Source organism: Natranaeroarchaeum aerophilus (assembly GCF_023638055.1).
Classification (GTDB): domain Archaea; phylum Halobacteriota; class Halobacteria; order Halobacteriales; family Natronoarchaeaceae; genus Natranaeroarchaeum; species Natranaeroarchaeum aerophilum.
In genome coordinates this window covers 72,718-97,421 of the sequence record NZ_JAKRVY010000006.1, presented here as the reverse complement: position 1 = coordinate 97,421, position 24,704 = coordinate 72,718, and the positions used below count along the sequence as shown (strand labels likewise).

General features: G+C 62.1%; 31 protein-coding genes and 2 tRNA genes. 21 read left to right on the top strand and 12 right to left on the bottom strand.

The features are described from left to right. Positions 1–101 precede the first annotated feature (101 nt). The 3 genes from AArcSt11_RS11450 to AArcSt11_RS11440 are packed head-to-tail and all read left to right on the top strand — an operon-like array spanning position 102 to position 2,128. A complete protein-coding gene (locus tag AArcSt11_RS11450) occupies positions 102–1,274 on the top strand; it encodes an MFS transporter (RefSeq protein WP_250597185.1) in 1,173 nt (390 codons plus the stop codon). Between the two features lie 44 nt (positions 1,275–1,318). Continuing rightward, a complete protein-coding gene (locus AArcSt11_RS11445; protein ID WP_250597184.1) occupies positions 1,319–1,831 on the top strand; it encodes a hypothetical protein in 513 nt (170 codons plus the stop codon). 51 nt (positions 1,832–1,882) lie between these two features. Next, complete coding sequence (locus AArcSt11_RS11440; RefSeq protein ID WP_250597183.1) at positions 1,883–2,128, top strand: YMGG-like glycine zipper-containing protein; 246 nt, start codon at positions 1,883–1,885, stop codon at positions 2,126–2,128. An 8-nt stretch (positions 2,129–2,136) separates the two neighbouring features. Here the strand turns inward: AArcSt11_RS11440 and AArcSt11_RS11435 are convergent, their stop codons facing one another. After that, the gene (locus AArcSt11_RS11435; protein WP_250597182.1) at positions 2,137–2,787 is read right to left on the bottom strand and encodes a DUF2391 family protein; all 651 of its coding nucleotides are present in this window, start codon (positions 2,785–2,787) and stop codon (positions 2,137–2,139) included. Between the two features lie 139 nt (positions 2,788–2,926). Between AArcSt11_RS11435 and AArcSt11_RS11430 the strand changes: the two genes are divergently transcribed. Beyond that, positions 2,927–3,337, top strand: a complete 411-nt coding sequence (locus AArcSt11_RS11430; RefSeq protein ID WP_250597181.1) for a DUF8146 domain-containing protein — start codon at positions 2,927–2,929, stop codon at positions 3,335–3,337. Here AArcSt11_RS11430 and AArcSt11_RS11425 read toward each other — a convergent pair. Then, positions 3,334–3,789 (bottom strand): DUF5814 domain-containing protein, encoded by a 456-nt coding sequence (locus AArcSt11_RS11425; protein WP_250597180.1) that lies wholly within the window; start codon positions 3,787–3,789, stop codon positions 3,334–3,336. The two genes, AArcSt11_RS11430 and AArcSt11_RS11425, sit on opposite strands and share 4 nt — an antisense overlap. A gap of 129 nt (positions 3,790–3,918) precedes the next feature. On the opposite strand from AArcSt11_RS11425, the gene AArcSt11_RS11420 reads away from it, so the two are divergent. Further along, positions 3,919–3,991, top strand: a tRNA-His gene (locus AArcSt11_RS11420). 335 nt (positions 3,992–4,326) lie between these two features. Beyond that, on the top strand, positions 4,327–5,469 hold the full coding sequence (locus AArcSt11_RS11415; protein ID WP_250597179.1) for a PAS domain-containing response regulator: 1,143 nt from the start codon (positions 4,327–4,329) through the stop codon (positions 5,467–5,469). A 6-nt stretch (positions 5,470–5,475) separates the two neighbouring features. Here AArcSt11_RS11415 and AArcSt11_RS11410 read toward each other — a convergent pair whose 3' ends face one another. Genes AArcSt11_RS11410 through AArcSt11_RS11395 form a run of 4 tightly spaced genes read right to left on the bottom strand, consistent with a single transcriptional unit; the run spans position 5,476 to position 8,720 of the window. Then, the gene (locus tag AArcSt11_RS11410; protein ID WP_250597177.1) at positions 5,476–6,666 is read right to left on the bottom strand and encodes a CBS domain-containing protein; all 1,191 of its coding nucleotides are present in this window, start codon (positions 6,664–6,666) and stop codon (positions 5,476–5,478) included. 54 nt (positions 6,667–6,720) lie between these two features. Continuing rightward, entirely contained in the window at positions 6,721–7,140 is a 420-nt protein-coding gene (locus AArcSt11_RS11405; protein ID WP_250597175.1) for an Hsp20/alpha crystallin family protein, read from the bottom strand. Next, a complete protein-coding gene (locus tag AArcSt11_RS11400) occupies positions 7,137–7,295 on the bottom strand; it encodes a DUF7559 family protein (protein ID WP_238477372.1) in 159 nt (52 codons plus the stop codon). The genes AArcSt11_RS11405 and AArcSt11_RS11400 overlap by 4 nt, the downstream gene beginning before the upstream one ends. Before the next feature lie 48 nt (positions 7,296–7,343). Then, positions 7,344–8,720: a D-aminoacyl-tRNA deacylase gene (locus tag AArcSt11_RS11395; protein ID WP_250597173.1), complete on the bottom strand. Its 1,377-nt coding sequence runs from the start codon at positions 8,718–8,720 to the stop codon at positions 7,344–7,346. A 116-nt stretch (positions 8,721–8,836) separates the two neighbouring features. On the opposite strand from AArcSt11_RS11395, the gene AArcSt11_RS11390 reads away from it, so the two are divergent. From AArcSt11_RS11390 to AArcSt11_RS11365, 6 genes are all read left to right on the top strand, one after another. Then, a complete protein-coding gene (locus AArcSt11_RS11390; RefSeq protein WP_250597171.1) occupies positions 8,837–9,637 on the top strand; it encodes a shikimate dehydrogenase in 801 nt (266 codons plus the stop codon). A 54-nt stretch (positions 9,638–9,691) separates the two neighbouring features. Beyond that, entirely contained in the window at positions 9,692–10,294 is a 603-nt protein-coding gene (locus tag AArcSt11_RS11385; protein WP_250597169.1) for a helix-hairpin-helix domain-containing protein, read from the top strand. A 51-nt stretch (positions 10,295–10,345) separates the two neighbouring features. Next, positions 10,346–11,881, top strand: a complete 1,536-nt coding sequence (pabB, locus tag AArcSt11_RS11380; RefSeq protein WP_250597167.1) for an aminodeoxychorismate synthase, component I — start codon at positions 10,346–10,348, stop codon at positions 11,879–11,881. Further along, positions 11,881–12,546, top strand: a complete 666-nt coding sequence (locus AArcSt11_RS11375) for an anthranilate synthase component II (RefSeq protein WP_254714824.1) — start codon at positions 11,881–11,883, stop codon at positions 12,544–12,546. The genes pabB and AArcSt11_RS11375 overlap by 1 nt, the downstream gene beginning before the upstream one ends. Then, positions 12,543–13,403 (top strand): aminotransferase class IV, encoded by an 861-nt coding sequence (locus AArcSt11_RS11370; RefSeq protein WP_250597163.1) that lies wholly within the window; start codon positions 12,543–12,545, stop codon positions 13,401–13,403. The genes AArcSt11_RS11375 and AArcSt11_RS11370 overlap by 4 nt, the downstream gene beginning before the upstream one ends. A 64-nt stretch (positions 13,404–13,467) precedes the next feature. Further along, positions 13,468–13,824: a DUF5830 family protein gene (locus AArcSt11_RS11365; protein WP_250597161.1), complete on the top strand. Its 357-nt coding sequence runs from the start codon at positions 13,468–13,470 to the stop codon at positions 13,822–13,824. On the opposite strand, the gene AArcSt11_RS11360 is transcribed toward AArcSt11_RS11365, so the two are convergent. After that, on the bottom strand, positions 13,808–14,941 hold the full coding sequence (locus AArcSt11_RS11360) for a DUF7115 domain-containing protein (protein ID WP_250597159.1): 1,134 nt from the start codon (positions 14,939–14,941) through the stop codon (positions 13,808–13,810). The genes AArcSt11_RS11365 and AArcSt11_RS11360 overlap by 17 nt on opposite strands. Before the next feature lie 121 nt (positions 14,942–15,062). Between AArcSt11_RS11360 and AArcSt11_RS11355 the strand changes: the two genes are divergently transcribed. From AArcSt11_RS11355 to AArcSt11_RS11335, 5 genes are all read left to right on the top strand, one after another. Next, positions 15,063–15,212, top strand: a tRNA-Met gene (locus AArcSt11_RS11355). 220 nt (positions 15,213–15,432) lie between these two features. Further along, positions 15,433–15,900, top strand: a complete 468-nt coding sequence (locus tag AArcSt11_RS11350) for a deoxyuridine 5'-triphosphate nucleotidohydrolase (protein ID WP_250597157.1) — start codon at positions 15,433–15,435, stop codon at positions 15,898–15,900. 211 nt (positions 15,901–16,111) lie between these two features. Then, a complete protein-coding gene (locus tag AArcSt11_RS11345) occupies positions 16,112–16,399 on the top strand; it encodes a hypothetical protein (RefSeq protein WP_250597155.1) in 288 nt (95 codons plus the stop codon). An 85-nt stretch (positions 16,400–16,484) separates the two neighbouring features. After that, entirely contained in the window at positions 16,485–16,988 is a 504-nt protein-coding gene (locus tag AArcSt11_RS11340; protein WP_250597153.1) for a metallophosphoesterase, read from the top strand. 34 nt (positions 16,989–17,022) lie between these two features. Next, the gene (locus AArcSt11_RS11335) at positions 17,023–17,730 is read left to right on the top strand and encodes a 5-formyltetrahydrofolate cyclo-ligase (protein ID WP_250597150.1); all 708 of its coding nucleotides are present in this window, start codon (positions 17,023–17,025) and stop codon (positions 17,728–17,730) included. A gap of 156 nt (positions 17,731–17,886) precedes the next feature. Here the strand turns inward: AArcSt11_RS11335 and AArcSt11_RS11330 are convergent, their stop codons facing one another. Together AArcSt11_RS11330 and AArcSt11_RS11325 are read right to left on the bottom strand one after the other, a co-directional pair. After that, positions 17,887–19,143, bottom strand: a complete 1,257-nt coding sequence (locus AArcSt11_RS11330) for a hypothetical protein (protein WP_250597149.1) — start codon at positions 19,141–19,143, stop codon at positions 17,887–17,889. Positions 19,144–19,183: 40 nt separating this feature from the next. Continuing rightward, positions 19,184–19,909: an SOS response-associated peptidase gene (locus tag AArcSt11_RS11325; protein WP_250597148.1), complete on the bottom strand. Its 726-nt coding sequence runs from the start codon at positions 19,907–19,909 to the stop codon at positions 19,184–19,186. A 127-nt stretch (positions 19,910–20,036) separates the two neighbouring features. Here AArcSt11_RS11325 and AArcSt11_RS11320 point away from each other — a divergent pair, with 127 nt between their 5' ends. Further along, positions 20,037–20,327 (top strand): hypothetical protein, encoded by a 291-nt coding sequence (locus AArcSt11_RS11320; RefSeq protein ID WP_250597147.1) that lies wholly within the window; start codon positions 20,037–20,039, stop codon positions 20,325–20,327. 1 nt (position 20,328) lies between these two features. Here AArcSt11_RS11320 and AArcSt11_RS11315 read toward each other — a convergent pair whose 3' ends face one another. Continuing rightward, positions 20,329–20,892 carry a DUF7978 family protein gene (locus AArcSt11_RS11315; RefSeq protein ID WP_250597145.1) on the bottom strand — a complete coding sequence of 188 codons (564 nt, stop codon included), beginning with the start codon at positions 20,890–20,892 and terminating at the stop codon, positions 20,329–20,331. Between the two features lie 82 nt (positions 20,893–20,974). Here AArcSt11_RS11315 and AArcSt11_RS11310 point away from each other — a divergent pair, with 82 nt between their 5' ends. Continuing rightward, a complete protein-coding gene (locus AArcSt11_RS11310; RefSeq protein ID WP_250597143.1) occupies positions 20,975–21,493 on the top strand; it encodes a hypothetical protein in 519 nt (172 codons plus the stop codon). Between the two features lie 37 nt (positions 21,494–21,530). Beyond that, the gene (locus AArcSt11_RS11305) at positions 21,531–22,346 is read left to right on the top strand and encodes a hypothetical protein (RefSeq protein ID WP_250597142.1); all 816 of its coding nucleotides are present in this window, start codon (positions 21,531–21,533) and stop codon (positions 22,344–22,346) included. Between the two features lie 36 nt (positions 22,347–22,382). Here the strand turns inward: AArcSt11_RS11305 and AArcSt11_RS11300 are convergent, their stop codons facing one another. Further along, positions 22,383–22,961: a 2Fe-2S iron-sulfur cluster-binding protein gene (locus AArcSt11_RS11300; RefSeq protein WP_250597141.1), complete on the bottom strand. Its 579-nt coding sequence runs from the start codon at positions 22,959–22,961 to the stop codon at positions 22,383–22,385. A 98-nt stretch (positions 22,962–23,059) separates the two neighbouring features. Between AArcSt11_RS11300 and AArcSt11_RS11295 the strand changes: the two genes are divergently transcribed. Continuing rightward, positions 23,060–23,677, top strand: a complete 618-nt coding sequence (locus AArcSt11_RS11295; RefSeq protein ID WP_250597140.1) for a DJ-1/PfpI family protein — start codon at positions 23,060–23,062, stop codon at positions 23,675–23,677. Between the two features lie 52 nt (positions 23,678–23,729). Here the strand turns inward: AArcSt11_RS11295 and gnd are convergent, their stop codons facing one another. Continuing rightward, the gene (gnd, locus tag AArcSt11_RS11290) at positions 23,730–24,623 is read right to left on the bottom strand and encodes a phosphogluconate dehydrogenase (NAD(+)-dependent, decarboxylating) (protein ID WP_250597139.1); all 894 of its coding nucleotides are present in this window, start codon (positions 24,621–24,623) and stop codon (positions 23,730–23,732) included. Between the last annotated feature and the right edge of the window lie 81 nt (positions 24,624–24,704).

The window sequence follows — 24,704 nt, the reverse complement described above, 5'->3', positions numbered from 1 at the left end:
CACCACGCCGTCTCCCCGGGCCACGCCGGTTGGCGCTCTGAGATAACAACGGATCGAACAGACCGAAACCCATTCGGTCGCCGCCGCGCGACTGGCTAGCCATGGACTCGCGTCGCGTCTGGCTCGTCGCGATCTTCCTGTTCGTGATGGGCGATGCCGTCGCGACGCAGATACGGGGGGCGCTTCTGGAGAGCTTTCAGTCGTCGTTCGGTGTCTCGGAAGCGCTCCTTGGACTGGTTGCGCCCGCCGGGACGGTCGGGTTCGTCGTCGCGGTGCTTGCGATCGGGTTCGTCTCGGGACGGATCGATCTCAAGCGGACACTCCTGATCGGTGTCGCAGCGACGACCGTTTCGTTGCTCGTGATGAGCGCCGCTCCAGTCTACTGGCTATTTCTTGCGGTGATGGTCGGACAGGGTGCGGCGGTCGGTGCGTTCCGCGGCGTCGACCGGCCGATCCTCTCGCATCTCTATCCGAGTCGTCGGGGGCGGATCTTCGCGCTGTACTCGCTGGCATGGGCGCTCGGTGCGGTGACAGGTCCGGTGCTTGTGAACGCCGTTCTCTCGGTGACGGACTGGCGCGTCACTTACGCGATACTCGGCCTGTTTTTCGTCCCGATCGGGCTGCTCATCTGGCGAACCGAGCTCCCGGCCAGCACTGACAACGAACAGTCGCTCTCACTGGACGCGCTACGGACGCTGGTGCGACGTCCAGCGGTGCTCGGAGCGATAATCTGTATGGCACTTCTCGGCGGGATAGAGGGTATCTTCTTTACGTGGCTGCCCTACTACGCGAGCACGATCGTTCCGCGGGACCTCGCTAACCTGCTACTATCGACGTTCCTGCTGGCGTACATCCCCGGTCGCGTACTGAACACGTGGATCATCGAGCGGGTGAACTATCTCTACCTGAGTTTCGGGTTCACGCTGGCATCGATCCCCGTACTGCTGGTCACGTTCAGCGGCATCGGTGGATGGGCCCTCTTCATGTTGGTTTTCCTCGCTGGGTTTCTGATCTCCGGGCTGTTTCCGACGCTGCTGTCGTTCGCCGTCGAAGCCAGCCCCGAGTACAGCGGTCCGATCAGCGCGATGACGACCGGCGGGACGTACACGGGAATTGCGCTTGCTCCACTCGGCGTCGGCGTCGTCGCTGAACTCGTGGATATTCAGGCCGCGATGTATCTGACCCTCGGTCTCGCTATTGCATTGCTGATCGGGACGGTCGTGACGTGGGCCGCGACACGTGGCTCCGCCGGGGCCAATGCCACCTCGGCGTGAACCCGGCAACAGGATCAAGATAGCTCGGAAATGTGTTTCAGGATATGCTCCGACGCGCTCGCGAGAACGGACCCGCCCTGCTCGTGCCGCTCGCCTGGACGTTCGTCACTGCGGTCCATCTGGATCTGGCGAGCGAACACGCACTGCTGATCGCCCACCTCGTGATGGCGACGATCATCGCCGGGTTCACGCTCCTCTCGTGGGGCGAGATGGCGGAGGGCGTACTATTGCTCTGGCGACGCGTCCTGCTGGTCGGGTTCGCCATCACGCTGGCGGGTATCGTCGGGTTCGTTGTCGACAGCCTCGCTGTCCTGTTGTTCACCGCGAGCCTGATCGGCTGGATGATCGTTCCCGGTATCGCGCTGGTGAGGACGGGGCGACAGGTCCAAGTCGGCCCGCGTGTCTACGTGATCGGTGGAGGACTGAGTCTGGCCGGGGCAGCCGTATACGCCGCCGGAGCGCTGGTTGGTGGTGGCGTCTGGCTGTCCGTATTCGGCCTGACACTGGTCAATATCGGCCAGACTGCAGGGATCGTCAACGCGGTCTACCGGTACTGAGAGAACTGCACGAAGGACTGGTTTTATACGTTATCTGGCTGATGTATATGTATGAAACAACGACTCAACCTGATCTTCAATCGGGCGAAGTACGCGGCGATCGGTGCGGCGGTCGGCGCAGCAGTCGGTGGGATCGTCAGCAAGAACGCCGCGAGTACCGGCGGCGCAATCGGCGGCCTCGTTGGCGCGGTTGTCGGCGAGACGCGTGTTAGTGCCGAAACGGTGTACGAGCAGTTCAAAGATAGTCTGTCCGACTACGAACTCGGCTCCGGAAGCGAAGCCCCCGAGACCGAGTAACACGACGTTTACTCCGGACTACCGGATTCCCGGTCCCCGATCTCGGCGACGCGATCGGCGATATCCGTCCCGCTGCTTTCGCCGGGCAGAATGTCACCCAGCGACGCCCCCAGCGCTGCGGCTGCCCAGATAACGGTGATCCGTGCCAGCATCTCGAAATTCGACGGTCCCTCGGCAGTGAGCCGCCCCCACATGAGCATCGTCCCGGCGGCGACACAGAGGGAAATCAACAGCACGGCAGTCAGTCGTTTTGGCAGGAATCCAAACAGCAAGCGGACCTGCACGTTGCGGATATCGGTGAAATAGAGCAGACCGCTCACCAGTCCCACGATGAACAGCACGTTGATGACAAAGAAGATCGGGATAGAGGCCACGGTGAACTCGACGAACCACTCGGCGATCTCGAAGACGCCGTCCTCGACGAGAAGTGGGAGCGCAAAGATAATTCCGCCGACAAACCCCTCTGCGATATCTCTCGACGTGTATTTTCTGATGCGGTCACTGCCGGGCACTGATTCGAGCATCCGCCGCGTTCGACGGACTTCCTGTCGCTCTTTCGAGGTATCTACCGTTCCCTCCAACTCGTCCAGTTGCCGCAGGACGTCGTTGATATCGTAATCGGTCGGTGATTGTCTCTGATCTTTTCCCTCGGAGCTCATATCGGCTACCAGAGATCGGCAATATAAAAAAGCGTATACCTCGACAGCCCCCTCCCGACTCCCGGAGCGCGAACCGTATTCGGCTGCTGGTCCGCAGGCACGAATGATTAAGTGTGTCGACCGGGAACAGACCGGTAACATGGGGAACAAAAACAAGACGATCTCGTTTCGGGTGAACGAGGACGCCTTCGAGACGCTCCGGGAGATCGCCGAGGAGCGCGATATTTCGCTCTCGGCCGTCTTCCGGGATTACGTCGACCAGCTTGTCGCCCACGACGGACAGGTACAGGTCGTCCCCGAGAACGAACTGGGGCCAACCGCCGAGGACGGCGAGTTCCCACCGAGCGTCACTGTCCCGAAGAGTTTCATTCGGGAACACGAGCGTCTGGAGCTCGAAGCCGAGCACCTCCGCGAACAGCTGGACGAGTACAAAGGCTACGTTGCACATCTCCGCGAGCAGGTCGACGAGGATGAAGCGGAGGACGTGATCTATCTCGAAGACCTCGATGACGAGAGCGGTGAGTCCGACGAAACGGTCCGACTTGGTTAGCGCGACAGTTCCCGTTTTGCCGTCCGGGCGGCCTCCTGTGCCTCACGGTTGCCATCGACCTTCGCCAGCTCCTCGGTCGCTTCGAGCGTCCGGACGCCCTGGTCGAGAAAGGAGAGGATATCGCCCGGATAGGCATACAGCATGTAGTCGTCGCTCATCACGTCCACGATGGCGTCCGGCCCGAGGCCCTCCGCCCGGAGTTCGAGCAGGTAGCGGATGAACTTCCGCTCGGGACAGCCACAGTAGGGGTTGTTATCGCAGTCACAGTCCAGAAAGTCCTCGGCGAACTCGAGCACGCGATCCCGCGTCGCGTCGTCGAGTTGTTCGAGCCCACCGCCCTGAAAGAGGATATCGAGCGTCGCCCCCTTGAACGCCCCCTTCGGAATGTTTGTGTCGAGCTGGGAGCTGAGCTGCCGGTGGTTCTTGACGTAGATCTTGTCCGTGATCGCCACAGTTGGATTCTTCTACGCCGCTGTGGGGCAAAAGACTCCCGATCTCCCACAGAGGCGTGTGAACACCTCGCGTAGCGCCCCCGAGGCGTAACCTATTTTAACGGAGCATAGACTATTTCGAGGTACGTGTCCGGGTTGGGGTAGTGGACTATCCTTCAGCCTTGTGGAGGCTGAGACGCGGGTTCAATTCTCGCACCTGGACCTTTTCGCTGGGAACGGACGTGACCAGCGTAAAGTCCGTCCAAGAGAATTGAAGCAGGGAGTGGAGCGGAACGACCGGGGTTCAATTCTCGCACCTGGACCTTCCTGCGACGGTCTCGTGAGAGAGCGAACGAGACGTAGTGGTGGCTTGCCACCACCGAAAACGGACGTGAGGAGCGGACGGTGTGACGTGCGAGATTGAACCACGCGAGTCGAACGGAGTGAGTCTCGCAGTCAGGTTCAATCTCGCATCTGAACCCCCCGTACCAGTGCTGTGACCAGAAAAGCACCGCCCGCGCCGCAACGATTATACTGGCGGCCCAACGACACGGGATAATGGCTACTGGATCCCGCTCCTCTATCGAGGTTCTCATCGTCGATGACAATCCCCGGTTTGGCGAGTTGGCGGAGATGTTTCTCGAAGACGAGTTCGACGATCTCGCGGTCACGACTGCAACGAGCGCTGACGCGGGCGAGCGGCTGTTAGCTGAAAACGATATCGACTGTATCGTCAGTGATTATCAGATGCCGGAACGCGACGGAATCGAGTTCTTGCAGGCCGTTCGGGAGGATTCGCCGGAGCTCCCGTTCATCCTGATGACTGGGAAGGGTGACGAGACGGTTGCCAGTCGGGCGATTACGGCGGGCGTCACCGATTACATCAGGAAGGAAGCCGGGAGCGAACACTACGATCTGTTGGCTCACCGGATCCGAAACGTCGTCGAGCAGCGCCGGACCGAAGCGGCAAAGCGAGCGCGTAACCGGCGGATTCGACGCGTCTATGAACGGATCGATGACGGCTTCGTCGCGCTGGATACGGAGTGGCGGCTAACGTATATGAACAGCCATGCCAGCGAGTTGCTCGACAGGGACCGCAAGGAGCTGCTCGGTCAGTCCATTGCGGACGTGTTCCCAGGGATCGAAGAGACCGAGTTCTACGACGCGGCGACGGACGTCCTCGCGGAAAAGGAGGCGTTCACCGTTGAGGAGCACTACGACATACTCGACGCGTGGATCGAAGCGAGGATCTACCCGGATATCGACGGGCTCTCGGTCTACTTCCGTGATATCACGGAGCGGAAAGAGCGCGAGAAGTCGCTGGAGCGGTCTCGAAAGCGATATCATGCACTCGTCGATACAGCTCCGACCGCGATCCTGGTAACTGATGCGGAGACAGGTGAGATCGTGGAGGCGAATCAGGCTGCAGAGAGCATGATCGGCTACTCTACCGACGAGCTGTCCGGAGAGCATCATAGCAAGATCCATCCAGAAGAGGACAGAGAGCTGTACGAATCGCTCTTCCGTGAGCGTCTGAATAGCGGGTCGGGACTGGTCAACCGTCACGTCGACGGCTCACAGATATACATCGAGCGGGCGGACGGCGAGCGGATCCCGGTCGAGATCTCCGCACAGGTCATCGAGCTAGCGGACGAGCGGCTTGTCCAGAGCGTCATCAGAGACGTGGTCAAACGGTCGTGACCGGGGTTATCGGACCGGCTCGGTCTGGTCCCCGAGTGACTCCACACCGGACGACCGAATGACATCCAGCGCAGTCATCAGGTCGGTGCGCGAGACCAGCCCCACAACGGTTCCGAACTCGTCGACGACAAGGAGTCGGCCGATATCTTCCTGCTGGATGGTCGTGATCGCTTCCATGGCGTCGGCATCGGGCGAAATCGTTCGGAGGTCACGTGTCATGATGTCATCGACGGTGTATGCGTCCCGTTCGACGGGCTGGACCTCTCTGGCGTCGTCGAGCGTGACGACACCGACAGGCCGCCCATTGGACATTACTGGGTATCCGGTATGACGTTGTGTGAACATCTTCTGAAGTAGTTCGGAGACCGCCATCTCCGGCGGGACGGTGTGGAGTCGTTCTGCGGGCGTCATCACGTCCGCGACGGTCACGCCTTCGAGTGCGGCCTTCGTCAGCACTTGCCTCGCCTCCGTCGACGCCGCGATGTAGACGAAGAAGGCGACACCAATCATGATGATGTTGAACGAAAACAGACCGAACAGCCCCAGCAGCACGGCGAAGAACTTCCCGACCTCGGCGGCCGTCTCGGTGGCGCGGGCGTACGGTCGGTTTCTGGCGAGAAACGCCCGGAGAATCCGTCCTCCGTCCATCGGGAACGCCGGTATCATGTTGAAGACGGCGAGGACGACATTCAGGACGGCGAGATAGCCGAGTACGAACAGCGTTCCGAAGGACACGACAGGTGTGGATTCGAACGGGTCGACGAGCAGGACACCGACGAACAGACCGTAGCAGACGAGGCCGACGAGTACGCTGACGATCGGCCCCGCGATAGCGATATTGAACTCCTGTCGCCAGTCTTCGGGCATCTCCGAGAGCGCGGCGATGCCGCCGAAAATCCAGAGGGTGATCGAGTCAATGGGGTAGCCGTATCGCATCGCGACAAAAGAGTGGCCGAGTTCGTGCAACAGAATGCCGACAAACAGCCCGACCGCTGCAGTAAATCCCAGGATCCACGGTGTCAGCCCGGTGGTGATCGCGTCGACTTCGATCCCCGCCGCGATTGCATCGTTGAGCAACTCCGTGGTAGCCGTGATCTGAGACCCGATCAGATACGCGAACAGCGGTAGTACTAGCAAAAAGGTGAGATCGAGCTTGATCGGGATACCGAATGCGGTACCGATCCGGAAACTTCGCATACCCTCTCTTGGGGTGGGACGGCCTTGAATCTCCGGCCATCGCCGTGACCGGTACTACGCTTCGACGTCGATATCGTCGTCCTGTGTGTCGTCAGTTGCGTCGGCTTTCGGGACGTGGATCTCCAGGGTGCCGTTCCCGCTGATCGTTGCGGTTGCTGCATTCGGGTCTACCTCGGCGTCGGACGGAAGCTCTACTTCGCCCGTGAGCGCGAGTCCGCGGCCGGGAAACACTGTCTCGAACCCGTCGTGCCCCTCACGGAACCGGTCGATACGGACATGGAGGCTTCCTTCGCTGAACCGCACCTGAACGTCGTCCCGGGCAGTTCCGGGTGCATCGAACACAGCCAGAATGGCGTCGTCGCTTTCGAGCAGGTCAACCGGGATCGCCTTGCTCTCCTGTACATTACTGGAGACACGTCCGACGCCGCGAAGGAGCGTATTACTGACTGAGCGCCCGATCTCCCGGAGCGTCATACGACGATCTCCTCGAGTACGGACGAACGCTGACAGTACGGACAGACGAAGTCGTCGACTCCCACGTCATCGGGCATATCGTAGGTGTAGTGTAACTCCAGCATATCAATCTCGCACTCATCGCTCGTACATTCGACTTCCAGAGTCGGTGGCATATCAACTCCTTGGGGCGTCAGGGAAAAACCGTTTTCGGCGGCGGTGGTTCAGGCGGGGAACGTCACTGTCCGCGTCGACTCGACATCGTCAGGGTGTATCGTTCGCCCGTCGACCGAGACCGGCTCGCCGTTCGAGAGTTTTCCGAACGCTGGCCCATCGGGGACGCCAGCCTCGCGGGCGAGTGAGGGATCGAACGCCGTCGTTTCCGCGATAATTTGCCCGTTCTCACGGCGAACGGTCTCGTACTCCTCTGCGAGCACGTCGACGAGCGCGTCGATGAGCACATCGTAGTTGGACGGCTCCGAGACGGCCACCCGACCACGGACTCGGTTGCCGTTCTCGACGGTCTCGAAAGCCAGCGTCGTCCGCTCGACTGCACTCCGTACCGTTTCGGACGCGATCCCCTGTGCCTCGTCGAGCAGGCCAGTCGGGAGCTCGTGAATGGTGTAGTCGTCCCAGTTGTCAGGCACCGTTCCGAATCGTAATCCGCCATCGATCGGGGAAAGCGCCGATTCGAGATCGTCTGCAAGCGCGAGTGGAACGTCGTCGACTTCCCGGAGCCACGTCTCGCTCACGATCCGGTAGCCCGATTCCGAGAGCTCCCGCCTGACATCGTCGAGATCGCGGTCAGTATCCGCGACGAGCGCGAGCTCGCCCTCGCTTTGCCTGAACGCTTCGTCGAGGACATCGCGGTGTCGCTCCGGGGACCCGAGCTCATCGAGCGTCCAGTCGGCAGCGATGTGGCCGACGTGCCAGTCGGTTTCACGGATAAGCCGTTCGAATCGCGGCGCGTAATGACCGCCTCCGATCCCGACGAGGTGTCGCCGTGGCGGTTCGCTGTTCGGTGCCCCGATATCACCCTCCAGACGCTTCGCATGTGGCTCCACGCCCCGGAGGTCGAGGATCGAGCGCGCAACGGCGGCCGCGGCTGTGGAATCTGCCCACTCCGCTTCGCCGCTTCCCAGTTCGACGAACATGGAGGGGATGTCGATCTCGGTCGGACCGTGGTGGGTACACTCGATCCCGGTGTCGTAGTCGGCTGGAGCGTGTTCGTCGAACGCCGAGAGGATTGTCGAGAGGGCGTTCGGACAGGTGGGGGCAAGCGAGCGATCCTGACCACCGAACTCGGCCGGGCCGAAGTTCCCGGTGAAATGAGCCGTCAGCAGAGGTCCTGTTTCCCCAGAATGCCGGGACGCAAAGACGAGGAGGTCCGGATCCTCAAACGGCTCGGCGGCATCGTCGAGTTCGAGATGCCAGTCGTCGAAGGTGCGAAGCTCGAAGCCATCGATTCGGAAGACATCGCCGCCGCCAGCGGCGTCCTCGCGGCCTTCGTCGACGCGTCTGTCCCAGTCCCGTGCTGCCAGTAGCTGCTCGAAGATCTGTTCGGACGCGGAGTCCGCCCTGCTGACGACGATCGCGATCACGATACGTACGAACGGTCGAGGGGAGTAAAGCGCATCGTTACCTGTGAGGGCCTGGCTCCGGACGTATCCGACCCCGCTCCGAACCGCTTATGGCCCGGGAATGGGTTCTCACGGCCATGGACGTGTACGGACTTCTCGGCAACCCGGTCGGTCACTCGCTGTCCCCGCCCATGCACGAGGCGGGCTACGAAGCGCTCGGTATCGACGCTCGATACGTTACGTTCGAGCCCGAGCCCGCAGAACTCGGTCGGGCGATCGATGGCGCGGAGGCGCTCGGTATCTCCGGACTGAACGTCACGATCCCGTTCAAACAGGACGTACTGGACCACGTCGACGTCGACGAGATGGCGTCCCGGATCGGCGCGGTCAATACGATCGACTTTACCGGCGAGACGGTGACTGGCCACAATACGGACGCGGCGGGCGCGCGACGTGCCTTCGAGCGCCACGGTGTCTCTCTCGACGGCGAGACCGCAGTGGTCGTCGGTGCGGGCGGCGCGGGCCGTGCGATCTCGTTCATGCTCGCGGATGCTGGCGCATCTGTTGATATCGCCAACCGAACGGAATCGAGTGCGCACGACCTCGCCGCAGTAGTGCCTGAGGCGATGGGACACGGGCTCGATTCACTGGAGGCACTGTTGGCGGACGCCTCGGTGCTGGTCAACGCGACCAGCGTCGGTATGGAAGAGGATGCAACCCCGGTTCCGGCCGAGGCCCTCCACGGTGATCTGGCGGTTCTCGACGCGGTCTACCGCCCGCTTGAAACCCGGCTCCTGCGCGATGCGGCGGCACAGGGAGCGACGACGATCGATGGCGCGTGGATGCTGCTGTATCAGGGCGTCGAGGCGTTCGAGCGCTGGACCGGCCAGGACGCCCCGGTCGATGCGATGAACGAGGCGCTCCGCGCAGCGCTGTGAAGATCGAGCCGGTGTCGGACGGGTTTAAGTATAACGACTATCAAGTATCCTGCAATGTCACTGTTGGACAAGCTGAAGTCGCTTCTCGGGCTCGGCAGCACCGACGAGAAGCAGCGCCAGGACGTTGGCGTGACGGTCGAACGAGACGTCGGTGGACACGATCCCGACGCAGACGCCACCGAAACGGGCGGCGACGTGGATGTGGACGAGGACACCGCCGAAGAAGACACCGACGAGGAACCTGACGACGCAATCGGGGAACCGGAAGAGGAGACCGACGCGGAGGACGAACCGGTCGACGAAGACGAACTGATCGACGAAGCAGAACCGGACGACGAAGTCGTAGAAGACGATGTCGCCGAGGACACCGAGTCGGAACACGCAGTCGAGGAAGATGACGATCCGGAAGACGATGCAGACGTTGCTGCGGATGACGACGACACAGAAGACGACGAAACAGCGGAGGACCCGACAACCGAGAAAGACGAACTCGAAGATATCAAGGGAATCGGGCCCGCGTACGCAGAGCGACTCGCGGATGTGGGGATCGAGTCGATCGCCGACCTTGCCGACGCCGACGCGGCCGAGATTGCGGCCGAAACCGATCTGTCGGAGTCCCGCGTCGAAAACTGGGTCGAGCAGGCAAAAGTCCGGTAAGGTATTGATCGAACCGGAAGACCATTATTCGGCGCGTCCCTTCCCGCAGGCATGGACACACCGTCGGTCGTAACTACCAGCAAGGAGTTTCGAGCGACGGCCACGGATGTCGATCCGGGTACGCGAATCCCGGTCGAGGTCCGCGTCGAGGTCGAGGATCCCTTCGAGGCGTATCGGCGGGCACGGGATGGCCCAGGGGGTGTCATCCTCGAAACGACCGGCGGTCAGCCGGGATGGGGATACTTCGCCGTCGATCCGGTCGAAACGATGACGGCCCGTCCCACTGCCGCGATGTGGGACGAGTCGAACCGGGACCGGGGGATCGGCGTCTCCGGCCACGAATCCCCGTCGCTTGCCGCTCTGCAGGGCCTACTAGATGGTGAGACACTCGTGAGAGGCGAGTGTTCGGTACCGTATCCCTGCGGTGCGTTCGGCTGGTTCTCTTATGATCTGATCCGGGAGATCGAGGACCTGCCCGAAAGGGCAGTCGACGATCGCTCGCTTCCGCATCTGCAAGTTGGCGTCTACGACAGGGTTGCTGCGTGGGAAGAGCCGAGAGCGGGCAAGACGACCCTTCGAATCACCGCCTGCCCCCAGGTAGATCCTGCCGATCCCGACCGCGCGTACGAAACGGGGCGGGAACGAGCGCTCGCGCTTGCGACTGCTGCCCTGAAGGGCGATCCAGCGGTCGGTTCGCCGCCAGTCACGGGCGACACTGCGGAGTTCACAAGCGATTGTGGGCAGGAAGCGTTCGCCGGCCGCGTCCGGACGATCAAGGAGTATATCCGCGCCGGGGATACCTTTCAGACGAACGTTTCACAACGTCTGACCGCTCCCGCGGCGGTCCACCCGGTCGACACGTACGCGGCCGTCCGGTCGGTCAACCCTGCACCGTACTCCGCACTGCTGGAGTTTCCCGCCGCAGATCTGGTCAGCGCCAGCCCTGAACTCCTGCTGGAGCGCGAGGGCGACCGGATCGAGACCGAACCGATCGCCGGGACGCGCCCGCGCGGTGCGACCGAGGCCGAGGACGAAGCACTCGAAGCCGAACTCACGGGCGACGAGAAAGAGCGGGCAGAACACGCGATGCTGGTCGACCTGGAACGCAACGACCTCGGAAAAGTTGCTCAATACGGCAGCGTCGACGTCTCCGAGTACCGGCGTGTCGACCGGTACTCCGAAGTGATGCATCTCGTCTCCCGCGTCGGTGCAAAGTTGCAAGCAGATGCCACGCTCGCGGACGCCATCGCCGCCGTCTTCCCCGGCGGGACGATCACCGGCGCACCGAAACCCAGAACCATGGAGCTGATCGACGAGGTCGAGGCGACCCGACGGGGGCCATATACCGGCTCGATCGGCGTCCTCGGCTTTGACGGGCGGGCCACGCTGAACATCGTCATTCGGACGCTCGTCCGGCAGGTCGACGAGTACCATCTCCGGGTCGGTGCCGGAATCGTACACGATTCGGAGCCCGAACAGGAGTACGCCGAAACGCTCGACAAGGCACGCGCGCTCGTCAGGGCCGTAGACGAGGCACTCGGCGAGCAGGCGGCGATGGAACTCGACGCCGGAGGTGGGGAGTCGTGATGCTTGTCATCGACAATTACGACTCCTTTGCGTATAACCTCGTCCAGTTCGTCGCGGAAGCCGAGGCGGGAGAGTGTGATTTCAGGGCGACCGATCAAGAAAGGGTCATCGTCCGACGAAACGACGAGATCGATGTTGAAGGGATCCGTGAACTCGATCCCGATGGGATCGTGGTCTCTCCCGGTCCCGGCACGCCGGCCGACGCTGGTGTCTCGATCCCGATCTTTGCTGAGACAACGTATCCGACGCTCGGTGTCTGTCTCGGGCATCAGGCGCTGTGTGCGGCCCACGGCGGGCCGGTGGTGAACGCGCCCGATGTTGTCCACGGGAAACCCTCGACGATCGATCACGATGGGCAGGGAATCTTCGACAACATGCCCGAACGGTTCCGGGTTGGGCGCTATCACTCACTGGCAGTCGAACGAGAGGATCTCCCGGACCCGCTCATGGAGACGGCCCGAACCGACGACGAGCGATCGATACTGATGGCCGTCCGGCACCAGGAGCGCCCCCACATCGGCGTCCAGTTCCATCCCGAGAGCATTCTGACCGGACCGGTCGATCGCGACGACGATCGGGACGGCCTCGATCTGTCGGTCGGCAAACGTCTGATCGAGAACTTCTGTTCGTTCGCGAGACGCGCCGACGGGGGAGCCAAATCATGAAGTACCACGTCGATGGCGAGCTCGTCCCGGAGTCAGAGGCCACGGTGAACGTCCGCGATCGGGGCTTCATGTACGGTGATGCTGCGTTCGAGACGATGCGCGCGTACGGCGGTTCCGTCTTCGAGTGGGAGGCTCACGCCGACAGGCTGGCGAACACTTGCGAGACACTCGGGATCGACCACGGGATCGATGACGAAGAACTCCGCGAACGCGTGCTCGAAACGCTCCGGGCCAACGACCTGACCGACGCGTACCTCAAACTCTCTCTCTCACGTGGCGTCCAGCCCGGCAAGCTAACGCCGGGCCCGACCACGGACCCGACAGTAGTCGTCATCGTCGCAGAACTTCCACGCGGGGGCACGGAAGGAGACCCCGTCTGGGACGGTCCTGCGACCGTCCAGACCACGATGACCCGGCGGATCCCGGACGCCGCAATCCCGGCCAATGCGAAGACGCACAACTATCTCAACGGCATCCTCGCACGGAACGAGTTGATCGATGACGCCGACGAGGCACTGCTGCGTGATACTGACGACTACGTCGCGGAGGGAGCGACGAGCAACGTGTTTTTTGTCGGCGAGGACGGGCTTCACACGCCGAGCCTCGACGGGCCGGTGTTGCCGGGGATTACCCGGTCAGTCGTCATCAGCCTCGCAGACGAGGCCGATATTCCGGTCTATACTGGCCAGTACACCCCCGACGACGTTCGCTCGGCAAAGGAAGCGTTTCTGACGAACTCGACGTGGGAGCTCCGACCGATCGAGACGCTTGATGGCATCGAGATCGGCGGCGGACCGGTGACCACGCTGCTCTCCCGCCGGTTCGACGCGCGTGTCGAACGGAATCACTACGAGTAATCAGTGGAATTCGAGCAGTCGGCCACGTAACGTTTAATCCCCTCGGCCGAGGACTCGGAGATAGATGCAGGACGACCGGATTGCACTCGGCCTCGACCTCTTGCGCTCGCTGGAACACGATGAGCTGAGTGTCGCCGATGCCGTAGACAGGCTGGAGACCGTCTCCACACATCCATCAGTCACCAGAGAGATCCTCGATACCGCGGAGAAACGCGGGATTATCGAACGTGAGGATGGGATCATCCGCCCGAAACACAGCGAGTTTGTCAGCTACGAGAGTCAGGTCATTCAGAAAGACGGTGAGTTCGAGTGTCAGCGCTGCGGGTCCGGCCTCTCGACCGGGCACTTCATCAAGTACGATGCGGGCGAACTGGGGCCCTTTGGCTCTTCGTGTATCCGGAAGGTCACCGGCCGCGACTGAGCTCCTCGATCAACCGCTCGATCGCCTCGCGCTGTTTGTCGAGCCGCTCGTTCTGATGTTCCACGACGGCCCGGAGCTCGGCGAGTTCCTCAGCGATGTCGTCACCGTCCGGATCGCTCTCGGCCGGTTCGAAGCCGACATCCTCGAAGTCGAACCCGTCGTCATCGGCTGTCTCCGTCGACGCTTCGTCCTCAGTCGTCGGCCCGGGGTCGTCAGCCGATTGTGAGCGGTCGTTGGCACCCACCGAGTCCGACTCGGTCGCGTCAGTATCAGGCGCTTCGGTCTCCGCAGGACCGTCCGATGGATCCGCTGGCTCAGCTGTCTCTACTGCCTCCGTTCCACCCGAGTCGTCTATCACCTGTTCAGCAGAGAGCTCCTCGTCGCCCTCGGTCGACGGTGGGTTCGCTTCAAGCGGATCGACGCCTTCGCCGAAGGCCACCCCACCAGCACCCGGCTGCTCGGCTGGCTCCTCTTCCTCGGACGCGTTCGCGGTCCGTAGCTCCTCGATCGAGTTGACGCCGTGGTACGCGGTCAGCGCCTCGGACAGTTTGCTCTCGACGTCCCGTGCCTGATCGTTCGGGGCTTTGATCCGCTGCTGGCGACCATTCACTTCGAGGACCACCTGTGTAGCGACGCTCCCCTTCTCGAAGGTCAGGTCGGTCACATCGTCGTAGTGGAACTCCTCATAATCGGTATCCCAGACGGCTGCACCGATGTGTTTGACCAGCCGCTCGCTCGTAACGATCAGCGTCAGCTCGCTGAATCGATAGGTCGACAGCACCGTCTCGCCCGGTTCGGTGATCCCTGCGGCGTTCATGATCCCGGCCACGACGGGATGGGTTACGTCGTCAGCACACTTCGAGGGAATCGTGAACTCGCGGGTCCCGTCGACCGGATAATCGAGACTGAACCGTGTTTTGCGCCGGCCCTCAGAGATGGTCAGCCGCTCCGCATCGTGGGGATACTCTTCGACCGACTCGTCGCTCAACAGGCCCTCGGCCCGGTAGATCAGCGTTCGGGTCGGCGTGATGTACAGTTTGTCCTCTCCGCCCAACGGCACCGACGCGGCGACCGTCTCTCCGTCGAGAGCGGATTCTACGACACCGGGTTCGCTCATGCACGTGTGTTCTTCCCCCATGGCTTAAAACTGCAGGCTCCGATCGCGATGTGAATGAATGACACACGAACCCGAAGCAGATGAGAAGCTTAAAGATAATCAGCGGACAACTCGCAGGTGAGCCCGGGTGGCTTAGCTGGACATAGCGCCGCACTCATAGGGTTCAGAGATTCGGTGCGGTTCCTTGGAAGCCTCTCATGTCCGTACGAGGACTGCCGAGCCTCGAACCTGGGACATGCGGAGATCGAGGGTTCGGAGCCCTCCCCGGGCATTTTCACGACGTCACGAACGTCAGTGAGTGACAAGGCTGTGAAAATGCCCGAATGATGCGTAGAACCCGTTGGTCTCACGCGAACGGAGTGAGGGTGAGGCAGGAAAGACGAGCGAAGCGAGTCTTTCCGAGGTTCGGAGCCCTCCTCGAACCACGTTTCCACGGACATCCCGAACGTCCGTCCCGAAGGATTTTTTGTCCAGTGTCTACCTTCCAGCGTATGTTCCGATCAGGCACGTTTGTCGCCGAACAGCTTTCTTCCGTTACCGACGAGCAGATTCAGCCGAATGGGGTCGACCTGACCGTCGCGAACGTCTTCGAACAGACGGAGCCGGGGCGGATCGGTCGAGACGGGAAATCGATCGGCGAGCGCGAAGAGCTAGCCCCGTCAGCCGAGACGGAGACGTACCACCTCGATCCCGGACATTACATTGCCCGATACGGAGAGACGATTTCGATCCCCGAGGGACACGTCGGGTTCGTTCTGCCGCGATCGTCGCTTATGCGAAACTCCGCGATGCTTCACACTGCGGTGTGGGATGCTGGCTACACGGGCCGCGGCGAGGGACTGCTCGACGTCAACCACGAACTCGAACTCCAGCAGGACGCCAGAATCGCCCAGCTCGTCCTGTCCCGTGCCGAACACGTCGGATCCTACGATGGATCGTATCAAGAAGAGAACCTGTAGGAGGTGCTTACTCGGATCTATATCGGTGTGAACAATCCGAGACGGTTTCACACTCAGACTGGCAAGACTGTGCGCTACTCTCCGACGTCGCGGCACTCACTCGAAGAAAAATCTGCTTAAAAGCGAGAAGTCACTGGCAATCCGCTCGACATCCCTGTGAACGGTTATCCGTCATTAAGAGGCCTCCGATGATAGCGTACGTCGGCACAATATGAGCCAAACCATGTCGTCAGACGAGACAGGGTCCACGATGGAGGCCGGTGCGGACACGGCCCTCATTGCATCGGTAGTATCGGTCGGGCTGGCACTGTACGCCTATTTTGCGCGTGGTGACCGCGAGTTGGGGATCTTCGTTGGTCTCTGGGCACCAACGATACTGACGCTCTCGAACCACTTCAAGCAGCGCGACATCGAACAACAGCTTCAGTCGATGCCCCTGGCGGGGTCGTCCGGGAACGTTCGTGAGACGATCGAAGAGCTGATTCAGTCCCGGAGCTGACCGAACCTACTGTTTTTTGCCGACTGTTTGAGTACTTGACGACCAGAACTACTGTAGTCTCCCGTCCTCTGAGTTTCGAACAGGCATGTTGGTAGGCGTCATCTCGGACACGCACGACAACGTATCGGCCGTAGACCGCGCCGTATCGGTCTTCGAGGAACGAGGTGTCGAGACGGTCATCCACTGTGGTGACGTGATCGCACCACCCGTCGTTCGCTACTTCGATGGGCTGGAAGTCCACGGCGTTCTCGGGAACAACGACGGCGAGCTCGATGGACTGGAGTCCGCTTTCCGTCAGCTCGGGAACGGAAGCAAACTCCACGGGCGCTTCACCAAACTGGAGTTCGACGGGACGACGTTCGCCGTGCTTCACGGTGAGCGTCTGGACGACGTCGAGGCACATGCCGCATCGGGCGAGTACGAGTACGTCTGTTACGGCCACCATCACGTCGCCGAGGAACGCGAGGTCGACGGAACGACCGTGCTGAACCCGGGTGCTCACTTTCCGACAGTACCGGAAGAACACCACAGCATCGCGATCGTCGACACCGAGAGCGACGACGTCGAGTTCGTCGCCGTCGCAGAGTAATAACACTGAGGGCAATCCCAAACAACGCACGGTCATGGACAAGCAGGACCTCCGCGAGCGCATCTGGGACGAGCTAGAAGAGAGTGGCGAGGCGCGGTTCCCATTCCCGCCACATGGCCGGATTCCCAATTTTGCAGGTGCTGACGACGCCGCCGAGCGTCTCTCTGAACGATCCGAGTGGAGAGCCGCCGATACCATCAAAATCAACCCGGACTCCCCACAGCGGCCGGTCCGGCAGCGAGCACTCGAAGCGGGGAAGACGCTGTATATGGCGGTCCCGCGGCTCCGCGACGCCGATTGCTTCCTCCGACTGGATCCGGATGAGATCGACGACTACAATCGGGCCACGACGATCGCCGGATCGAGCGAACTTGGGGTTCAGGTCGGTCCCGACGCAGTCGAGTCGGTCGACCTGATCGTCTCCGGGAGCGTCGCCGTCACCGATGACGGGGCGCGGATCGGCAAGGGAGAGGGATACAGCGATCTGGAGTACGCGCTACTGGATACGCTGGGACTGGTCGACGACGTGACGCCGGTCGTCACGACCGTCCACGAGTTACAGGTCGTCGACGAGGACGTCGCGGTCGACGAGCACGACGTCCCACTCGACCTAGTCGTGACGCCGGACCGAGCTATCGAAACGAACACGAGCTATGATCGATCGGACGGGATCGACTGGTCGGCGCTCGACGACGAACGGATCGAGGAGATGCCGGTCCTGCAGGAGCTACGAGAGGGCTAGAACGGGTGGCCATAATTGGGCAAACAGGCGACACGACGCCAGCCCCGAGGTGGTGTGTCGCGCTACGGCAATCCACAGCGGGTGGGTTGACGGAGGATACCGAGGGATTGCCCCGGTTTCGTATATATACCTGTGCGCGACGAATACCTCAGGGAGCTACAGCGGCGTCGCCAGCGCCCAGGAGTCGCTCGTTGGATCGATCCGGTGGGGTTCCGCGCCGCGCTCGGCGAGAATCCCCGCGTGGTAGAGCAACGCTTTGAGCTGGAAGATCGTCGCCGAGTGATAGACGGTTCCGTCAGCGAGCGCCTCCCGGTCGAGGGTATTTTCGTCCGCGAACACTCGCTCGCGGGCGTCCTCGGTCCCACGAACGAACAGCTCTATCGCGAAGGCTGGGTGGTGTTCGTACAGGTGGAGCACCAACTGCCGCAGCGACGGGTCGGACCGTCCGGCGTCGGCGAGTGCCTGTAGCTCCTCGACCAGCAGGGGCGTCGCGGGATACTCGGAGAGCACACGACGGGTGAACTGTCCCCACGCTGGCGCCTGCTCGGCGAATCGCTGTCGAGTCCGTCGCCAGTTGTCGAACTGAGCCAGGGCGTCGTCGAGCGATCCATCCGTCCGTTCGAGCGCGAATCGAACTACTTCGCGCCCGAGTGGCGTGACGTGAACGTCCCCGCTCGGCTCCGATTCGATCAGACCGAGAAACCGTGCACCGGTTCGGGCACTGTCGACCGCTCCGACGACGTTCTCCTCGATCAACGTCTCCGTGGGGCCGTCGTGATGAACCGCCAGCGGGTATGCGAGGTAGTTCTTCGGGTGGTTCAGACCGAACGACTGATCGGCGACGCCCTGTGCGCTCGTCTGGAAGCGGATCGCACTGGCAGTCATCGGCGACTCCGCACCGACGAGCCGTGGCGCTTCGAGGACGTCAATGTCACCGTTCCCTGCGACGCCGAGAACGCCCACATTCAGGTCCTGTGCAAGCGATTGTGCTGCGGCGCTGATAGCATCCTGCGGCGCGGCGAGATAGGCGGCGTTCGCCTCCGCGATTCGGTCGTGCGCCTGAACGATCCCCTGTTCGACATCGACGTAGTCGTCCTCACGATGCCCCTTCGCCTCGACGGCGATCAGCGGTGGGTGATCCCGCGCAGGGTCGCCAAAGACCCACTCCTCATCGAGCCATCCCACGCCGACGAGGTCGGGATAACCCGTGCCGATTTCGATCCTGTTGAACGGCGACAGCGACTCCGTAATCCGCGGGTCGACGCGCCGCTCGGCGAGCCACCGTTCGGTCGCGAACTGTGTGTCGACGACCGCGTAGCCGTGCTCCCGATTATCCCCGGGAAAGAGGGCGCGTTTCGTGTGGGCGAGTACTTCGGGTTCCGTTGGCCCGATCTCGCCAGTCCGTACTGGCATCTCGTGTTCGGTTTCGGGCTGTGGTACGTATAGCTGTCGGCTACCCGAACTGATCGAGACCGGTCTGGGGGTCACTCTCCGGCGCGTCGACCGGCTCGATTATCTCGGGGGAGTCGTTTCTGGGATCGTTCACCGCAGCGGAGATTGGGTACTTCTCGAAGCCGTCACCCGAGTGTGGGTCGAGCAGTTCCGCTTTCGACTGTGGCGACTCGCTCAACCATGCCCGCTCCTCGTCGGCGTCGAAGACGACTGGCAATCGGTGATGGAGCGGCTCCATGAGCTCGTTCGGTGACGTCGTCAGCACTGTCGCGGTGATCGTCGAGTGATCGCCGTCGGTCCAGCGCGACCAGAGACCCGCCATCGCGAACGGCTCCCCATCTACCCGTTCGATCCGGAACGGTTGTTTGCCGTCCGTGCGCTCTTGCCACTCGTAGAAGCCGTCGGCGAGCACGAGACAGTGTCCCCCGGTCGGGCGGTCAGCGTCCGCCTGTTCGTTCCGGCTAAACGCGTCGCGGAAGGCTGGCTTCTCGTCGACAGTCTCGGTCCGCGCGTTGATCAGACCGTTCCACTCACCGGGATTGTCAGTCCAGTGTGGGACAAAGCCCCACGATCGGAGTTCGACGTTTCCGGACGTCTCATCCCGGATGACCGGGACGTCGTCCTCGGGAGCGATATTGTAGGACGGGTCGTACGAGGCAGGTACTGACACGTCGAACCGTGACTCCAGTGTCTCGGGCGAGGCAAACAGGGAGCTGCGACCACACATATACGTCAGTACGGGTCGGTGGATGGAAAACCCTCTCGGGAGTACTCGGTTCGTGGTGCCGAGATGCGCCATGAGGAGTGTCGGAGCTGGCAGTAGACTAATATCATGGTAGTTCGTAGCATTGCATATGGGCCACGATGATGAAGAAACAGGATTCGTCCTCCTGGATGACGAGGAACCGACCGAGTTCGTGCTCGTAGAAGAGGAGGTGGAGACGGGGATCGTCGCTGTGCCGGACGCCGATGCGCGGTATCCCGGACTCCAGCCGGTCGAATCGATTGGCGAGACCGGTTTCGTGATCGTCGAAGAGCCGGACGACTCCGGCGAAACTGACTTTGTCCTCGTCGAGGAGGAGTCGGACTCGAAGCTCCCGGTGCGACATCCCGACAGATCGTTCCCGGGGATCGACACCCGGTAAGCTACTCGGCTGTTTCGCCAGCTATGACACCGCCGATCGCCCCGAAGAGCGCGGGGAAGACGAGCCCGGCGAGGAAGATCCCCGCCACGAGGTCGGGTGCTGCGCTCGCGTCGCCAAGCGTCACCTCGAACAGGAAGATCCCCGCGACCGAGAGGAGCAAGTACCCGGGGATGATGCTCAGCCCGGCGATTGCACCGTCGTTTGCGTTCTGCGCTGCGCTGTATCGCGCCACTGCCAGTCCGCCGCCGATCAGGAGCAGCGGTGGGATCACGTAGAGAAGCATCGTGAACCCGTCCTCGCCGCCGATGAACGCTTCCGACCCGAAGAAGGGAACGTTCTGGAACGTCGTATCGACGAAGTGGGCGTTGTAGAACACCCAGCCGACCATCTCGTAGGTCGCTGGGTCCTCACCAATAAAATCGAGGAACTGATTGAGCTCCGAGTCGCGGAGTTCACTTCCGGCGATCAAGTATGTGAACAGGTAGCCGAGGACCCACGTCAACAGTCCAGCGACGCTGCCCTGGACCAGCGGTACATTCTGGAGGCGGCTGTCCGATTGGGACATATCTACCCTGGGTCGTCCCGCACAAAAATACCTGTTGGCCAGGACCGAAACCAATGTGATGGGTGGCCGACAACGCCTGACTATGGACGTCGAAACGTATCTCGACCACTACGCGGAGACACAGGGCGTGCTGCCCGAACGGCTCGACGCCTTCGGTGAGCAGTTTCGCGAGCAGGGGTATCTCACGCGCGACCAGCTATACGATATCGCCTACGAATCCTCGACCCGGAGCGCGTACCACGTCGAGAAAAATCCGGAAGATCGCTGTGAGACGGTGACGGCGAACGTCCTGACACTCGACGACGACTTCTCGCAGATCCAGCTGTTGACGGGCCTTTCGGGATTCAAGGCCCCGACAGCGTCCTGTATCCTCGCTGCACTCGATCCGGAGCGTCACGCCGTTGTCGACACCCGAGTCTGGGCCTCGCTCGACAGGCTTGGCTATCTCGACGGGCGCAAAGAGTCGTTCGACGCCGACGATTACGTGACGATGATCGGCCCGATCCGCGATATTGCGGCGGACACCGGATACTCCGCTGCAGAGGTCGGGTACGCGTTGTTTGCCTACGACGTCGAGAAACGAGAGGGAACGCTCCACTGACCGAGCACGTAAGACGTGAGAGAACCTCCACAGAGGTATGCACCCGTATCCGTCGATCCCGTCACTCGATTCGGCTGCCGACGAGCTACTCGAGGATGGACACCTCTGGATTCAGGAACTGATCGACGGGGACTTGCTCCGGTTCCGGATTGACGGTTCGGGCGGTCTTCAGTTCGGCGATCGATCTCGACTACTTTCGCCAGACGACATCCCGATGGAGTACCGGTACGCTACACAGTGCGTCGAACGATCGCTCGATTACGAGGCAGCCCTGAGCGCCGATCTCGATGGCGTCGTCTTCTACGGTGTCGCGACGTACCAGCGGACCGTTCCGTACGACTGGGATCGGATCCCGCCGGTGCTGGGAATCAACGTCTGGGACGGCGAGCGGTTCCTGCCGCCGGACACCGTCGAGCAGGCCTTCAAGCGCCTCGGCCTTGACCCAATAAATACGTTCGCAAGGGAGGTTCGGGCCACTGACTTCGACCCCGAATCGTACACTGTTCCCGAGTCTAACTGGTACGACGGGCAGGCCTACGGTGTCGTACTTCGCTCAAAAAGCGGGAACCGCGCAGCGATCCAAGCCGAGCAGTTCCGTGAACCTGAGGAGACGCAACCGACTGCCCCAGACCCGGCCAAGATCGTCGACGAGTTCGCCACGCCGGGGCGACTGGAGCGCGCGGCAGCGACGCTGTCCGAGCAGGGGGGTGCGCCCGAGTCCGACGCCCTGTTCGACCACCTGTTCGACCGACTGCTACGGCAGGAACATCGGGCGCTAGTCGAGGGGAACGCCGACCTCGGGAGAGTCCGGGCACGGCTTTCCAAACGGATCAACGACTCGCTCACGAACTGAGCGTCGACGCGATAACCGAAAATAGCGAGACGGAACTCAGGGCTGTTCGCCGGTCTCGATGGAGAACTCGCCGCGGGGGTACGCGACACACGTTAACGTGTAGCCGTCTTCGAGCTCCGCATCGCCAAGCATCGACTGGTCGTCGTGCTCGATGAAGTCGTTGGTGTTGCCGTCGATCTGTCCAGCACACGAGACACATGAGCCTTCACGGCAGGCGTAGGGCAGATCCCACCCCTCGTCTTCGCCCGCTTCGAGAATCGTCTCGTTGTTTGCGACCTCGATCGTCTCCCCCTCTTTCACAAAGTCGATCTCGTAGTACTCGATCTCGTCTTCGGGGATATCTCCCGGGCCACTCTCCTCTTCGACCGCTTCGCCACCCTCCGCGAGTTCGCCACCGGCTTCGCCGCCGCCGATGGCACCCGCGGGTGCGCCGCCGCCGATCGACCGGTTCATCGGCTCGGGGAAGTCCGTCTCGGGTACCGACTCCGCGCGCCGTTCGAGAACTTCCTGGGAGATATCTTCGTTCGATGTCCATCCCGTCCCACGGGAGAAATGCATGAGCACGGCGATCAGGGTCAGACTGAACCCGATCGCGATCCCCAGCTCGTTAAACATGAGAGGGGGTTCGGATTGCGGGTTTAATTGTATTGTGATTATTGGCGGATCGTCCGCCAGATGCGGACGTTGATATCGGCGGACAACCACGGGATCACATGGACGTCGACAGCCCCACTACGCTCGAGATCCTCTGTTATGACGGGTTCGACGAACTCGACGTGGTTGGACCGTTCGAAGTGTTCACCACGGCCGCGGATCGCGGATGTTCGATCGACGTTCGACTCGTGACGTTTGCCCCAACCGATCGGACCACCGCCAGCCGCGGCCTGACGATCGAAGCGGATGGCCCGATCGGGGACGACCCCGACCTGCTCGTCGTCCCCGGCGGCGGGTGGAACACACGCGGCGAGGCAAGCGCGTGGGCAGTCACCCAGAACGAGGTAGCACTCGATGCGATCCGACGTCGCCACGACGCGGGAACGACAATCGCCGCCGTCTGTACTGGTGGGATGATCCTGGCAACCGCAGGTCTGCTGGATGGACGCCCGGCGACGACGCACGCCTCGGCCCACGATCAGTTATCCGACCACGGTGCAGTCCCTGTCGACGCTCGCGTCGTCGACAACGGCGATATCCTGACAGCAGGTGGGGTCACGTCCGGGATCGACCTGTCGCTGTGGATCATCGAGCAGATCTGTGGTGCCGATATCGCAGACGGGGTCGCGACAACGATCGAGCATGACCGGAGCAACGACATCCGTGTCATCGAGTGAAACCAGCCGGTCGCCTGGCTAGATGAGAGAGAACCGTGGCCGAGCCGAGTGGTTACTCCTCGCGCGCTACCTCGTGTCGCCCGAAGCCGTACCGAAGCCGGTTCGCGAGCCGCCGGGAGAACCGGTCCGAGCGGCTCCCGAAGCGCTCGGCGAGCGCCTGATAGATCAGCGGCGTCGGCACCTCCTGTTCGAGCGCTTCCTGCACCGTCCACGTCCCCGTTGAACCACCGGCGACGTGATCGGCTACGTCGCCCAGTTCGTTGCCCTCCTCGCGGAACGCCTCCTCGCAGAGCTCCAGGAGCCACGAGCGGATGACTGCGCCGTTGTTCCAGGTGTTGGCGACGGCTTCGAGATCCAGATCGTACCGGCCGTTCGCCAGAAGCTCGAACCCCTCGCCGTAGGCCTGCATGAGCGCGTACTCGACGCCGTTGTGAACCATCTTGACGTAGTGGCCGCTTCCGGCGGGACCCATTCGATCGTGTCCCGCGGGACCCGTGGCGACGGCGTCGAATACGGGCTTCAGTTCCTCGTACGCCCATTCGGGACCGCCGATCATCAGCGAAAAGCCCAGTTCGGCACCGGCCGGGCCGCCACTCGTTCCACAGTCGAGATACGCCACCTCCGTCGACTCGGCGCGACGCACGGAATCCTGGAAGTAGGAGTTCCCGCCGTCGACGACGATATCGTCGGCGTCCATATGTGGTTCGAGGTCGTCGAGCGCGGCGTCGACCGCCCCTCCTGCGGGGACCATCAACCAGATCCGCTTTTCGGTTCCCAGCTGTTCGGCCAGATCGACAACTGACTCCGCCGGGGTCGCGCCAGCGTCGACTGCCGTTGCGACGGCTTCTTCATCCAGATCGAACGCGACGACATCGTGTCCCGCATCGAGCACGCGGTCGACGACGATCTGCCCCATACGCCCAAGACCGATAACGCCCAGTTGCATACTACCCGATCCATGCCCGGGGGGCCTATGCGTTGCGATTCGATCGGACGAACTGTCGCGACGCCACTCTCTCGGCGGGTG

Bases quoted from the DNA above. Each gene is read 5' to 3' on its own strand.
- AArcSt11_RS11450 (WP_250597185.1), top strand. From the start codon at position 102: ATGGACTCGCGTCGCGTCTGGCTCGTCGCGATCTTCCTGTTCGTGATG.
- AArcSt11_RS11445 (WP_250597184.1), top strand. From the start codon at position 1,319: ATGCTCCGACGCGCTCGCGAGAACGGACCCGCCCTGCTCGTGCCGCTC.
- AArcSt11_RS11440 (WP_250597183.1), top strand. From the start codon at position 1,883: ATGAAACAACGACTCAACCTGATCTTCAATCGGGCGAAGTACGCGGCG.
- AArcSt11_RS11435 (WP_250597182.1), bottom strand. From the start codon at position 2,787: ATGAGCTCCGAGGGAAAAGATCAGAGACAATCACCGACCGATTACGAT.
- AArcSt11_RS11430 (WP_250597181.1), top strand. From the start codon at position 2,927: ATGGGGAACAAAAACAAGACGATCTCGTTTCGGGTGAACGAGGACGCC.
- AArcSt11_RS11415 (WP_250597179.1), top strand. From the start codon at position 4,327: ATGGCTACTGGATCCCGCTCCTCTATCGAGGTTCTCATCGTCGATGAC.
- AArcSt11_RS11410 (WP_250597177.1), bottom strand. From the start codon at position 6,666: ATGCGAAGTTTCCGGATCGGTACCGCATTCGGTATCCCGATCAAGCTC.
- AArcSt11_RS11405 (WP_250597175.1), bottom strand. From the start codon at position 7,140: ATGACGCTCCGGGAGATCGGGCGCTCAGTCAGTAATACGCTCCTTCGC.
- AArcSt11_RS11400 (WP_238477372.1), bottom strand. From the start codon at position 7,295: ATGCCACCGACTCTGGAAGTCGAATGTACGAGCGATGAGTGCGAGATT.
- AArcSt11_RS11390 (WP_250597171.1), top strand. From the start codon at position 8,837: ATGGACGTGTACGGACTTCTCGGCAACCCGGTCGGTCACTCGCTGTCC.
- AArcSt11_RS11385 (WP_250597169.1), top strand. From the start codon at position 9,692: ATGTCACTGTTGGACAAGCTGAAGTCGCTTCTCGGGCTCGGCAGCACC.
- pabB (WP_250597167.1), top strand. From the start codon at position 10,346: ATGGACACACCGTCGGTCGTAACTACCAGCAAGGAGTTTCGAGCGACG.
- AArcSt11_RS11375 (WP_254714824.1), top strand. From the start codon at position 11,881: ATGCTTGTCATCGACAATTACGACTCCTTTGCGTATAACCTCGTCCAG.
- AArcSt11_RS11370 (WP_250597163.1), top strand. From the start codon at position 12,543: ATGAAGTACCACGTCGATGGCGAGCTCGTCCCGGAGTCAGAGGCCACG.
- AArcSt11_RS11365 (WP_250597161.1), top strand. From the start codon at position 13,468: ATGCAGGACGACCGGATTGCACTCGGCCTCGACCTCTTGCGCTCGCTG.
- AArcSt11_RS11360 (WP_250597159.1), bottom strand. From the start codon at position 14,941: ATGAGCGAACCCGGTGTCGTAGAATCCGCTCTCGACGGAGAGACGGTC.
- AArcSt11_RS11350 (WP_250597157.1), top strand. From the start codon at position 15,433: ATGTTCCGATCAGGCACGTTTGTCGCCGAACAGCTTTCTTCCGTTACC.
- AArcSt11_RS11345 (WP_250597155.1), top strand. From the start codon at position 16,112: ATGAGCCAAACCATGTCGTCAGACGAGACAGGGTCCACGATGGAGGCC.
- AArcSt11_RS11340 (WP_250597153.1), top strand. From the start codon at position 16,485: ATGTTGGTAGGCGTCATCTCGGACACGCACGACAACGTATCGGCCGTA.
- AArcSt11_RS11335 (WP_250597150.1), top strand. From the start codon at position 17,023: ATGGACAAGCAGGACCTCCGCGAGCGCATCTGGGACGAGCTAGAAGAG.
- AArcSt11_RS11330 (WP_250597149.1), bottom strand. From the start codon at position 19,143: ATGCCAGTACGGACTGGCGAGATCGGGCCAACGGAACCCGAAGTACTC.
- AArcSt11_RS11325 (WP_250597148.1), bottom strand. From the start codon at position 19,909: ATGTGTGGTCGCAGCTCCCTGTTTGCCTCGCCCGAGACACTGGAGTCA.
- AArcSt11_RS11320 (WP_250597147.1), top strand. From the start codon at position 20,037: ATGGGCCACGATGATGAAGAAACAGGATTCGTCCTCCTGGATGACGAG.
- AArcSt11_RS11315 (WP_250597145.1), bottom strand. From the start codon at position 20,892: ATGTCCCAATCGGACAGCCGCCTCCAGAATGTACCGCTGGTCCAGGGC.
- AArcSt11_RS11310 (WP_250597143.1), top strand. From the start codon at position 20,975: ATGGACGTCGAAACGTATCTCGACCACTACGCGGAGACACAGGGCGTG.
- AArcSt11_RS11305 (WP_250597142.1), top strand. From the start codon at position 21,531: ATGCACCCGTATCCGTCGATCCCGTCACTCGATTCGGCTGCCGACGAG.
- AArcSt11_RS11300 (WP_250597141.1), bottom strand. From the start codon at position 22,961: ATGTTTAACGAGCTGGGGATCGCGATCGGGTTCAGTCTGACCCTGATC.
- AArcSt11_RS11295 (WP_250597140.1), top strand. From the start codon at position 23,060: ATGGACGTCGACAGCCCCACTACGCTCGAGATCCTCTGTTATGACGGG.
- gnd (WP_250597139.1), bottom strand. From the start codon at position 24,623: ATGCAACTGGGCGTTATCGGTCTTGGGCGTATGGGGCAGATCGTCGTC.